Source organism: Chamaesiphon sp. OTE_20_metabat_361 (assembly GCF_031364565.1).
Window position 1 is genome coordinate 1 of the sequence record NZ_JANLWO010000413.1, and the last position, 11,361, is coordinate 11,361.

Here is an 11,361-nt window from a genome sequence, read left to right on the forward strand (position 1 = left end):
ACCGAGCTGCAAGAAGCCGAAGCCGCTCTCGCCGAACGAAATAAGGAGCTAGACAGCTTCGCCTATACCGTCTCTCACGATCTCAAGGCTCCCTTACGCGCGATTTCTAACCTGTCAGTCTGGATCGAAGAAGATTTAGAAGGTAAGTTGCCACCAGACTCTGGGCAACAGTTCGCTCTTCTCCGCACCCGCGTCAAGCGGATGGAGTCGATGATTGACTCTCTGCTACTGTACGCTCGCGCAGGGCGGCAAGAAGCGCGATTAGAAACCTTCGACCTCGCCGAACTCCTGAACGAGATTATTGACTCTATTGCCCCGCCAGAAGGCTTTAGAATCGACATTCAGCCACTGCTACCAACGCTTACGACCAAGCGCGTATTTTTGAGCCAAGTCTTAACCAACTTAATTAGCAACGCCATCAAACATCATAATTCTGTCACCGGAAATCTGCACATTTGGGCGATCGAACATCCCGACTGCCATGAATTTATCATCGAAGATGACGGCCCAGGCATCGCTCCCGAACATCACGAAAAAGTCTTTGCGATCTTTACAACTCTCAAAGTTAAGGACAGTAGTGATAGTACGGGCATTGGGTTGGCGATCGTCAAAAAGATCGTCGAAACCGAGCAGGGTACGATTCGGTTAAAGTCGAGTTTGGGACAGGGGACAACTTTTTATGTGACTTGGCCAAAAAGTCCTGGTTAGAAGACACATCCCCGACTTCCAAAATTATTTTCTGCGAATGGAGCTGATTACTTATGACTTCTGCTGCTATTAAAAATGAAGATTTGGCTAAAAATGTCGATCGAGTAAATGATGAAGAAATCGTTCATACCTTAAATCGTCAAGGTGAACCTTTGACTTACAGCATTAAAGATTCCTTTTGGAATCCTCAAGCCTATGATTACTTGAAGGAGCAAGAAAAACTATTCGACCGCCATCTGCCAGAATTAATAAAAAATTATGCTGGTCGATATGTCGTGTTTGAAAATGGTTTAGTCATTGATTCGGATGAAGATGAAAATGTTTTGTTAGATCGTATTTGTGACACCGAATTTTATCAGCAGCGACCTGATGCTATCCTGTTCGCATTTGTACCTAGATCGCTGCCAGTTAACAGCATTAAAAACTAGAGATTCTGCTACTTTTTAGAGGCTTGGGTCAGATAACTACAGGAACTTATTTTCTAATTCAAGCAAGTTTTGATAATAAAACGTATTTTCGTGCCAGAGTACTTGCCATTCCTGATGATATTTTGAATGGTGAAGTGATTATTGGTAGAAATATTCTCAATCGTTATGTCATCACCTTCAATGGGCCAAAGCTAAAATTTACAATTTCTGACTGACAAAGACTATATAGCGATCCTAAATGAGAAGCTTAACCCTCTTATTCTTACCTTTGCGACCTCTGCGCCTCTGCGGTTAAATTTATTAGTATTTAAGTATTAATAAATAAGAAGATGATTTAGGATTGCTATATAGTAGTAGTTTTGTCAGCCAACAGCAAATTCTGTAAACTGTCGCATGTAGATCGAATGGAATCCATTCACGATATTTTGCTTATCAATACCCATCTCTGCAAGTTTGACAGCAATATCAAATTCGGTGCCATTGTGTTGAATCCAGATTTTGCCATCTTTAATATCTAGATGCACCACACAACCATAGATGCGGTGCTTATTCCGCCAACCTACATGTAGTAATTGATAATGATTTCGCTCTAGATCGAAGACTAACTGCGATTCAACTTCACGATCGCTAGAACCATAAGCAGCCAATTCAGTAAGTAAATCTTGGATTTTAGTTTGATATTCAGTTAATTCTGCCATTTGACAATCTCCTCAGCTTCCGGCTCATAAACTGCTAGTTTGAGTTGATGTTGTTGAATCGTGGCTTGGACAAATGGAAGTTGAAAGAAAGAATCATAGGTACTTAATGGAATAGCCAAGTACTCGTCCAACCATCATGTTGTAAGGCAGTTTTTACTACATTATGAAAAATATCGCGTGCAGACATAGCAGATGATAGTCGTCGATCGATAACTAAATCGTAACATTACTATCGATCGATCTTGGAGGATTCTTGACCCTAACACAATTTTGTTACAATCAGATACTGTCCGATCTATATTGTCCGTATTTCCAAACATCCTCTGATGGATCGCCGTATGCAAAACGAGCTAAACTTATCGAATTCCGTCAACACCGCTGCTGTGAGCGATCGCCAACTGACACAATTTTTTCCAGGCGATAGCGAACTCGCCACCCAAATGCGCGCCCTCGACTGGTCGCAAACCCCACTGGGTGCGGTGGAGACTTGGCCGCCAAGCTTATGCACATCAGTGAGCATTTGTCTACAATCTCGCTTTCCGATGCTGATTTTTTGGGGGCAGGAGATGGTGATGCTCTATAACGATGCTTACCGTCCGATGTTGGGAACGAGCAAACATCCTTACGCACTCGGACAGCGCGGACGAGAGTGCTGGTGGGAAATTTGGCAGGAAATCGGGCCGATGCTGGACGGCGTATTGACGCAGGGCGAGGCAACGTGGTGTGATGATGGGTTGTTGTTGCTCGATCGCAATGGATATCTGGAAGAATGTTACTTCACATTTTCCCATAGTCCGATTTTGGATGAAACGGGGAATGTGGGTGGCATCTTTACGGCTGTGACAGAGACGACTAAGCGGGTTCTGGGCGAACGTCGCTTGGGCACCTTGAGCGAACTTGCCGCCCAGACGGCAGGACTGATAACGGTTACAGCCGCGTGTAAAGCAAGTACTGCGGTGCTGGCTAAAAATCCTGACGATCTGCCGTTTGTGCTGCTCTATTCAGTCGATCCCATAACTGGGCAAGCGAGCTTAACTGTGGCAACGGGAGTGACACTAGGGACGGAAATCAGCCCGATCGAAGTCAATTGCGCTGAGGCAGATACGGATTTGAGCCGTTGTTTTAGGCAAGTTCTGGAAACTGGTAAATCCCAACTATTCGATCTGACCGATTCCGCAAAGCGGACGCTACGCGAACGGATCGATTGGTCTAACCAATCCCTCGCGCTCATCCCCACAACTGCGGTGACGATGCTAGTCACTCGATCGGCACAAGCAGGGTTGGCACACATCTGTGTGGTGGGCGTAAGTCCGCGTCGGGTATTCGATCGAGATTATCAGGATTTCTGTGAGCTAGTAGCCGGACATTTGGCTACAGCCATCGCCACCGCTCGATCGCTTGAGGAAGGACGCAAACGCACCATCGCTCTAGCCGAAATAGATCGGGCTAAAACAGTATTTTTTAGTAATGTCAGCCACGAATTTCGCACGCCGCTAACGTTGATGCTCGGCCCGTTAGAGGAGCTGTCACATTCATTAACCGATCGCATCCAACCTGCCGAGCTAGCACAGCTCCAACTGATCCAGCGCAACGGCATCCGCCTCCAAAAGCTGGTCAATACGCTGCTAGATTTCGCACGGATTGAAGCTGGGCGGATTCAGGCATCTTACGAGCCAACGGATTTGGCTACTTATACCGTCGAGCTGGCGAGTATGTTTCGATCGCTCGTCGAGCGGGCTGGGGTGGAGCTAGAAATCGACTGTCCGCCTCTGTCGGTACCCGTGTACGTCGATCGCCAGATGTGGGAAAAGATCGTCTTCAATCTGATTTCCAATGCCTTCAAGTTTACATTTTCCGGTACGATCGCCGTGCGGTTGCAAGCTGTGGGGGATGCAGTAGAATTGAGCGTCCGCGATACTGGAGTAGGCATTCCCACCGCCGAACTACCGCGACTATTCCAGCGATTTTATCGCGTCAGTGGCACCCGATCGCGCACGTATGAAGGTTCGGGGATCGGGCTAGCCTTTGTCAAAAGGTTAGTCGAGCTGCATCAAGGCTCGATCGCTGTCACCAGCGTCGAAGGTGCGGGTACTTGTTTCACCATTACCATTCCCACCGGGACGGCTCATCTACCCCCAGATCGGATCGGTGCGACTCGCACTCTCATCTCTACGGCAATCGGCGCAAACGGTTTTGTCGAAGAAGCTGCAAGCTGGGTGTCGTTGGATACTACCCGAATAGCCGATTTGAGTCCCGATCTAATCGTCCAGTCTTCAATTTTACCCGTCCTCGATCGTCAACCCGATCGCACTGCCAGAATTCTCATGGCAGACGACAACGCCGATCTGCGCGATTACTTGCTGCGGCTGCTGAGTCCGCAGTACAAAGTAGTAGCAGTAGCCGATGGAGTCGAGGCACTAGCCGCAATCCGCCACCAGATCCCCGATTTGGTCTTGGCAGATATCATGATGCCCAACCTCGATGGACTGAGCTTGTTGAGAGCAATCCGCAGCGACCCGCAAACCAGAGAAATCCCGATTATCTTGCTGTCGGCTAGAGCGGGGGAAGAGGCTCGGCTGGAAGGACTAGCAGCCGGAGCTGATGATTATATTACTAAGCCCTTTTCTGCCCGCGAACTGCGAGTGCGCGTGGAGGTAACATTGAAACTAGCCCAAATGCGCCGGGAAGCGACGCTGCGGGAGCAAGCCTTACGACTGGAAGCCGAAACAGCCAAAGCGCAATTTGAAAGCATTTTAACGAGTATTCGGGATGGCTTCTATGTACTCGATCGCGATTGGTGCTTTACCTATGTCAACGATCGCTTTTGCGAGATGATGGCAATGTCCCGCGCACAACTCCTGGGTGGCAATATTTGGGAGTTGTTTCCCCCATCCGTCGAGACTGAGGTGTACGGACATTTTCATCAGGCAATCCGCGATCGCACTCCCAATCAGTTTGAAAACTTTTACCCTGCTTGGCAGCGGTGGTACGAACACCGCATTTATCCGTCACCGAGTAGCCTGACGATTTTTGTCGCGGAGATTACCGAGCGCAAACTTGCCGAAGCCAAACTGCACGAGACGATGACATTGCTAAATGCGATCGGCGATTATTCAATAGATGCCATTTTCGCCAAGGACAGAGCGGGGCGATTGTTATTCGGCAATCCTACGATGTCCAACTACTTTGGTAAGCCAGTCGCCGAACTACTGGGCAAGGACGACTTTTTCGTGCTCCAAGACAATGCAGCAGCCGCAGCAATTCGCGCTAACGATCTATCCATCATCGCATCGGGTGTCCCCGCAGTGTTTGAAGAATCGATCGTCATCGGCGGAAATGTGCGGACTTTCCTTTCCACCAAAGCCCCACTGCGCGACGTAAATGGCAATGTTTTGGGGATCGTCGGCATCGGACATGATATTACCGATCGCAAACTCGCCGAAGTAGCCCTAGCCGATCGCAACCAGGAGCTAGACAGTTTCGTCCATACCGTCTCTCACGATCTCAAAGCTCCCTTACGGGCGATTTCTAACTTGTCAGTCTGGATTGAAGAGGATTTAGAAGATCGGTTGCCACCAGCCAGCCAGCAACAGTTTCGGCTCCTCCGCACCCGCGTCAAACGAATGGAGTCAATGATTGATAGCTTGTTGCTGTACGCCCGCGCAGGGCGGCAAGAAGCGCGGTTAGAAACCTTTGACCTCGCCGAACTCCTGAGCGAGATTATCGACTCTCTCGCCCCGCCAAAGGGCTTTAAGATCGACATTCAGCCACCGCTACCAACCCTTATGACCAAGCGGGTATTTTTGAGTCAAGTCTTGACCAACCTCATTAGCAACGCCATCAAACACCATACTTCTGTCACCGGAAATCTAAATATTTCGGCGATCGAACATCCCGACTACCATGAATTTATCCTCAAAGATGATGGCCCCGGTATCGCCCCCGAAAATCACGCCAAAGTCTTTGAGATCTTCCAAACTCTCAAGGTTAAGGAGAATAGCGATAGTACGGGCATTGGGTTGGCGATCGTCAAAAAGATCGTCGAAGCGGAGGAAGGCACCATTCGGCTAGAATCGGGTTTGGGCGAGGGGACAACTTTTTATGTCACTTGGCCAAAGAGTCATTAAATCGGTAGGTTGGGTTGCGGATGCGCGCTCTGGAGGTTTCCTCCAGATTGAGCGCACCAAGCAGAAGAATAAAACCCAACACACGCAGCTATTGGTGAGTGGGTTGGGTTTCTACGATCTATTCACTATCCACTATCCACTACTTAAAATCTTTGCTCGAATTCGACAATCGCGCGATTTTCACCGAAGAGATTGGTGGAGCCGCGCAGTAATATTTGGTCGCTAACGCGGTAGCGGAGGCTGTAATAAGGTGACTCATTATTGGTAAGAATTTTGAACACTGAAGCAGAGACTCTGGGCGTAATTTCAGTACCGATTTCCGCCGCAATCCCAAAAGTAGAATTAGCATTAGATTTCGAGTCTTTGGTAATCGTGGGAAAGAGTCGAAAATCACTCAAGCTCAAGACATCCCCGATTCGCTCCTGAAGAGTATTGAGGAGATTGGAACTAGCGAGGCTGATTACCCCCAGTCCGATGTCGCCGCCCGATGTCAGGCGTTCGGCGAGCGCACCACCGAGGAGGAGGACGATTTCTGGCTGGCTGCGGGCGGGAGTGCTGGTGAGTTCGAGTCGTTGGGTGAGTTGACTGGCGAGTCCCGCGACGCGAGCTTCGACTTGGACGGTTTGCACCGAACCCAAACTGGTGGTGTAGAAGTCGGCGGGTTGATTGATTTCGCCATTGGCAGTCCGGGCGGTGAGGCTGCGTTGCGCCAAACCAGCGGAAGCACTTTCGAGGGTTCTGGCAAACAAGCGTAAATTCAAGACGGGATCGGTGCCGAGTGTGGGGAAGAAGTCGGCGGTTTGGGGGCCGCTAGCTAGGCGAAATTGGGTCGTAAACAGGTTAACCGAGCCTTTTTGGAGTTGAACTTGTCCGAAGGGCAGAGGGTTGTCTACGGTGCCGTCGAGGTCGATTTTGCCAGTGGCAATAAAGTTTAAAATTGGCGCGCGGGTAATTTGGAGGTTATCGCCGAGGGTGAGGTGGAGGTTGCGAAGCTGGGTGGCATTGGGGTTAGGTACTTCTGCGATGACTGGCTGGACGCCCAAAATGGTCGAAGTAGTCTGGCTAGAGGAGTCGGGTAAGAAAACTTGCCCGTTACTGAGTTGGACATCGCCAGTCAAAATCGGGTTGAGAGCGGTACCGAGGACGATGAGATTCCCATTGACATCGCCTTTGTATTTGTCTTTGAGATCGACGGCAATCCCATTCATTTGGACGGATAGCTGTTTGCTCGGATCGATCGAGAATGAGTCAGAAATCGGGATGATGCCAGCGACGTTCACTTGTCCGCGATTGAATTTACCAGTTAATTTTTGCACGTCAATTCGATCGAAATCAAAGACAATATCGCCATTAATATCTGTCAGTGGTTCGGGCAGGGCGACACTTTTAATTCGTCCTTTGGTAATATTTGCCGTACCGCTGGCGGAGAGGCTTTCAAATCCGCCTTCGGGTTTCATTTTACCGTCGATTTTGAGGGCGATTTTTCCCTGTCCGTCCAGCCATTGCAGTTGTTGTTTGCTGAAGACATCGAGGATCTGTAAGCCCTGATTTTGGAGGCTCAAATCGATTGTGAGATCGTTACTCGCTGGGGGAGTGAGGGCGAAGGGAAGTTGATAGGGAATACTGCCTGTTATCTTAATCCGATCTGCTCGATCGACCAGCGGACTATTGGCAAAGGTGGCATCACTATCAAAACTGAGTCTTCCATCGTTGTAGTTAAAATTACCGCTGACATCTTGGAGCTTGGTGGTATTGAGTTGACCGTTTTGGAGGGAGACTTCGCCACTGGCGCGAGGATTGGCTAGAGTGCCCTGGATTTGTGCCGTGAGGTTAATTCCGCCTGTGATGTCTACGGGCAGCTCGACGAGGCTAGTAAGGGACTTAACGGGGAAGTTTTGGATATTGACTTTGGCGTTTTGATTATCGGCTCCAAAATCGCCGACGATCGCAATTTGGCTGTCTTCAACTGTCAGGTTGAGTGGCTCGAAATGTAGTTTACCATTGCGCCAGTTGCCAGTAGCAACGATCCGATCGAGGGTGTAGCGTTCGAGTTGCCAGTTAGAGCCAGCACTATTAAAATCGCTGGTAATGCCTGTTTTTGGGCTATTGGCGATCGCGATCTCGCCGCTAAAATCGCCCTGAAGGTTGCCCACATCGGGCAGCATATTTTCTTGCTGCTGGCGATCTGCTTGACGATTTAGCCACTGTCTGAGTTCGGAGAGCCGCCGCAATTCTTTATCGAGCGATTGGGGTCGATCGATTAGTCTAGCGGTTTCGGTGCCCAAATCGGCGGCGGTGCCGTATTTGCGCTGGGCGAAGGGCGTATAGACATCCTTGGTACTAAAGATTTGGAGTAAGTTCCGCACGTCTTCGATGTTGCCTTTGGGGACTTGCAATTTGGCTTGGAAGGTGGGGTTCGTCGTGCCAGGAGTCAGGCTGGCAGCGATCTGGTAGGTGTAGGCACCGCGTTGGATTTCATTGTTGAGTGTCAATTGTCCGTTGGCATAGCGGAAGTTAGCCAGCAGTCGATCTCCTTGAAAAGCACCGAAGATCGGATTGATGACGGCGATTTGGCTACCAGTAACGCCATAATTAGCCAAGTCTACTTCTAAATTACCTGCGGCAATGCCATCGAAGCGATATGCTTGCAGTCCGGTATTTTTCGGAATCCACGGCTGGATTAAAGAGATCGGTAAACCAGTTACATTGAGACTGAGTTTCTTGTCTACTACGGTGCCTGTCGCGATCGTCTCTTGTTGCTTGAGATCGAAGCTTTGGGGTTGCAAATTGCGATCGAGTGATAGTGCCAGTCTATCGGTTTTACCAGTGAAGGCGATATCTACTCCTTGTCCGGGATTTGCTTGAATATTCCCCACTAAATTCGGATCGAATTTTAAAGTACCGACTTGGAGATTAGTTAATGTTGTCGATCCTACTATTTGGAGATTGGCAAGATTATTACTTTGCAGGCTGCCACCGACTTGCCAGTCACCAGTAAGCTGTCCGGCTAGGCGATCGAATTTAGGGACATTGGCAGGTATGTATGTTGCTAGCTTACTAATATTCAACCGATCGGCGATGATGTTACCTTGCCATTTACCCCGATCGAGACTGAGATTATTAACGCGGACATTCCCACCGAGAATACTGCTAATTTTGCCATTGCCACTAGCCCGAACTCGTTCTAATTCTGGCGTATTCAAGTTACCACTTGCTTGAAAGTTACCAACTAATAAACCTGTCTGAATTTGAGCAGGTATATTTTGATTTAATGTGCCGAGTTTTAAGCCACGTACTGATAAATCGCTTTGCCATGCTCCCGCCGCAACTTTTAAATTATTCGCTCCGATCTCACCACCATTAGCGAGCTGTAATTTACCATTGCCACTAGCTTGAATTGCGGCTGGTGTTAATTTATTGACATTGCCAGCAACACTAAAATTACCACTAACTTTACTCGTTTGCAGTTGGGGTACTAATTGGTTATTAATCGTCCCTAACTTCAGATTTGCGATCGCCAAATTGCCCGACCAATTGCCATCAGCTAATTTGAGATCTGTAGCGCGAATGTTACTATCAGCGAGACTTAAATTGCCATTTCCAGCTACCTGCAAACGGTCGAGATTAAATTTAGTTAACTCCCCCGCCGCCGCAAAATTCCCAGTCAATCGAGCTGGTGCTAATGCCGTAGTAACTATGTTAGTAACACTACCTAATTGAAGCCGATCGATTCCAAAATTACCGCGCCATTTTCCCGCATCGATTTGTAGTTGACGGGCGATAATATTACCACCAGCCAAACTTAATCTACCATCACCCGCAATCCGCAAATTTTCAGGTTTGAGCTGTTTGAGATTCCCGGCAACTTGCAGATTACCGTCGAGTTTTGCCGCTCTAAACTTCAGCGGAATTTCTGGAGCCAACCCACCCAGAACTAGCCCCGCAGATTGGAAGTTTCCCTGCCATTTACCGCGATCGAGTTGTAAGTTACTGCCGACAACTCGACCTTGGGGAAGATCGATACTGCCTGCACCCGTACCCCGAATCGATTCGGGTGCAGTAGATTTGAGATTACCTGCGAGGTTAGCCGTACCGCTGAGGCGTCCGCCAACTTGCGAATTGAATTCAGCTAGCTGAAGATTTTTAGTCGTAAAAACACCCTGCCAATCACCATTGTTCAGCGTAAGATTTTCTGACTGAATTTCACCAGCTTTAAATTTAATATTGCCGCGTCCTTGCGCCGCGATCGTTGTCGGACTAATTTTAGTTAAATTATTACCACTAACTTGAAAATTACCGCTGGCAATCCCGGCGGGTAGCTGACTTTTAGGTGCGGTTGATGGGAGTACCGATCCACTATTACTCGGTTGAATTTGAGCGAGATCGATCGCCTTACTACTGAGATTAGCTTGCCAAATACCTCGATCGATCTTAATCCGATCGGCTGTCACTCGTCCGGCTGGTAATTGTAAATTTAACTGCCCTTGCGCTTGAACCCGTTCGATGCCCAGATCCGCATTTAAGCCCGCCGCCTGAATATTACCAGCTAATTTACCGCGATAATTAGCTGCTAACTTTAAACCACCAATTTCGGCTAATTGCTGAGTGTCTAAATTCTGCGGTTGTAAATTTAGCCGCCAGTTAGTCTTAGATACTTCCCCCGTCGCCTGTACCTTGCCCCCAGCAACCGCTAGCGTCGCGCCTTTGACAAGTGTTAGCCCCTGCGGCGTAACTGTAAGATCGGCACTCACTGGATAAGTTGCTTGGGGTGCGCTTACCTTCAGATTGGTGTAGATATTGGCTCCAGTGCCCCCGATCGTGCCGCGTACCGCAGTATTACCGATTCGTACCCCTGCGGGTAATTTAGCACCGTACAGCCGACTCAGGGCGTCTCCCTGAAGCCCCTCGCCCTGGACTTGGAAGTTAGTTTCCGGGGTTTTTAAAAATTTAATCTCGCCTTGAGTGGTTATTTTACCACCGAGTTTCGGTTGAGCGATCGCATCGATCGCCATCCGATTGTCTGCTAGTTTAAAGTTACCATTGACCCGATCGATTTGGACGCGATCGACTTGAGTGAGTTGGGTATTATTAAACTGTCCCGAAAAAATCGGCTGGTCTAATTTGCCCGTCAATTGCAACTGAGCGACAGCCGCACCTGCTAGCGGAAATGGCGATTTGAGATCGATACTTTTAGCTAGATCTGGCAAGGCAACCGGGGCAGTCCGAGCACTTAATTGATAACCAGTCGTATAATTGAGATTACCATTAACTACCCCAGCTACCCGATCGTATTTAGTAGTGACATTATTGAACTTAACTTCGCGATCGGATACATTAATATAGCCATTAATCTCATCCAAACTGCGCGGCACCTGATTAATTGTCAGCTTGCCATTATTT

Annotated in this window: 7 protein-coding genes; 3 read left to right on the forward strand and 4 right to left on the reverse strand. The window is 48.6% G+C overall.

Annotated elements, in window-relative coordinates; all coding sequences use genetic code 11:
• A partial coding sequence (locus RMO35_RS12005; protein ID WP_309741479.1) for a HAMP domain-containing sensor histidine kinase occupies positions 1-708 on the forward strand: 708 nt, incomplete at its 5' end.
• Between the two features lie 53 nt (positions 709-761).
• Complete coding sequence (locus tag RMO35_RS12010; protein WP_309741481.1) at positions 762-1,136, forward strand: hypothetical protein; 375 nt, start codon at positions 762-764, stop codon at positions 1,134-1,136.
• A gap of 362 nt (positions 1,137-1,498) precedes the next feature.
• Here the strand turns inward: RMO35_RS12010 and RMO35_RS12015 are convergent, their stop codons facing one another.
• Genes RMO35_RS12015 through RMO35_RS12025 form a run of 3 tightly spaced genes read right to left on the reverse strand, consistent with a single transcriptional unit; the run spans position 1,499 to position 2,021 of the window.
• Complete coding sequence (locus RMO35_RS12015) at positions 1,499-1,834, reverse strand: XisI protein (RefSeq protein ID WP_309741482.1); 336 nt, start codon at positions 1,832-1,834, stop codon at positions 1,499-1,501.
• A complete protein-coding gene (locus tag RMO35_RS12020) occupies positions 1,822-1,953 on the reverse strand; it encodes an element excision factor XisH family protein (protein ID WP_309741483.1) in 132 nt (43 codons plus the stop codon). The genes RMO35_RS12015 and RMO35_RS12020 overlap by 13 nt, the downstream gene beginning before the upstream one ends.
• On the reverse strand, positions 1,938-2,021 hold the full coding sequence (locus RMO35_RS12025) for an element excision factor XisH family protein (protein WP_309741488.1): 84 nt from the start codon (positions 2,019-2,021) through the stop codon (positions 1,938-1,940). Before RMO35_RS12025 ends, RMO35_RS12020 begins: the two co-directional genes overlap by 16 nt.
• Positions 2,022-2,172: 151 nt before the next feature.
• Here RMO35_RS12025 and RMO35_RS12030 point away from each other — a divergent pair, with 151 nt between their 5' ends.
• Positions 2,173-5,961, forward strand: coding sequence for an ATP-binding protein (locus tag RMO35_RS12030; protein ID WP_309741484.1), 3,789 nt, complete (start codon positions 2,173-2,175; stop codon positions 5,959-5,961).
• A 143-nt stretch (positions 5,962-6,104) separates the two neighbouring features.
• Here the strand turns inward: RMO35_RS12030 and RMO35_RS12035 are convergent, their stop codons facing one another.
• Complete coding sequence (locus RMO35_RS12035; protein WP_309741486.1) at positions 6,105-11,333, reverse strand: translocation/assembly module TamB domain-containing protein; 5,229 nt, start codon at positions 11,331-11,333, stop codon at positions 6,105-6,107.
• Positions 11,334-11,361: the final 28 nt, after the last annotated feature.